1 protein-coding gene is annotated in these 1,065 nt (G+C 65.0%); it reads right to left on the reverse strand.

Annotated features, from left to right (window positions below; all coding sequences use genetic code 11):
• Positions 1 to 164 precede the first annotated feature (164 nt).
• Positions 165 to 827, reverse strand: a complete 663-nt coding sequence (locus D183_RS0110305) for a rhomboid family intramembrane serine protease (protein ID WP_026144361.1) — start codon at positions 825 to 827, stop codon at positions 165 to 167.
• Positions 828 to 1,065 lie beyond the last annotated feature (238 nt).

A 1,065-nucleotide genomic window follows, 5' to 3' on the forward strand; every position in this document is an offset into this window, starting at 1 on the left:
ATTCCACTGAACAACGTGGTGGGTTTACACAGCTAGCCGCCGGCCAGGCACACACAGCAAGACGGCGCGGGCAACCGCGCCGTCTTGCGTTCAGGAGTCGGGAAAACGTGCCGCCGCGCCGGCGCCGCGCTTGCTACGAGCAGCAGCGCGGCAGGCGTTTTCGCTCAGCGCACGATGCGCGGACGCGGCGGCTTGCGCTTGCCGAACGGCGGCTGGCCGCGCCAGTAGCGGATCATCAGCCAGCCGAACAACATGCCGCCCAGATGCGCGAAATGCGCCACGCCCGGCTGCCAGCCGGTGAAGCCCATCAGCAGTTCCAGCGCACCGAACACGATCACGAAGGTCCGCGCCTTCATCGGGATCGGCGGGAACAGCAGCACCACCCGCTGGTTCGGGAACAGCATGCCGAACGCCAGCAGCAGGCCGAAGATGCCACCGGAGGCGCCCAGGGTCGGATACGGCTCGTTGCCGTTGCTGAGCATCCACCAGCCGACCAGCAACTGGCACAGGCCGGCACCGGCCACGCAGACCAGGTAGTAGGTCAGGAAGCGCTTGTTGCCCCAGGTCTGCTCCAGCGGCCCGCCGAACATGTACAGCGCCAGCATGTTGAAAGACAGATGCGAGAAGCTGCCGTGCAGGAAGCCGTAGGTCAGCAACTGCCAGAGCTGGAAGTTCTGCCCGGGCGAGAACGCATCGAAGACGCCGATCGGCCACAGCATGAACGGCTCGAACGTCGCGTCGCCCAGCAAAAAGGGTTGCTGCAGCAGGAACACCACGACATTTGCGATCAGAAGCGCTTTAGTGACGGGCGGAAGTCTGGGAAACATGGTCGGGTCCGTGGCAACTGACTCCATCATAGCCGCTCGCTGGAGACTGCACTCCAACCAGCGTGGCTTGCATTCCACGACCAACGCTCCTCCTCCAAGAAATATTGCGAGCGCGGTGCGCCGAAGAGACAGCCGAGGGCGCGGGCGAAGCCTCGCGCGGTCAACATGCAGCATGCGCTTCGCGTCCGTACCCTCCCCCCAGCCCCTCTCCCGCAGGGAGAGGGGCTTGTACGTCCCT

Source organism: Xanthomonas sp. SHU 199 (assembly GCF_000364665.1).
Classification (GTDB): domain Bacteria; phylum Pseudomonadota; class Gammaproteobacteria; order Xanthomonadales; family Xanthomonadaceae; genus Xanthomonas_A; species Xanthomonas_A sontii.

Excerpts from the sequence above, each read along its gene's own strand:
- D183_RS0110305 (WP_026144361.1), bottom strand. The coding sequence starts at position 827 with ATGTTTCCCAGACTTCCGCCCGTCACTAAAGCGCTTCTGATCGCAAAT.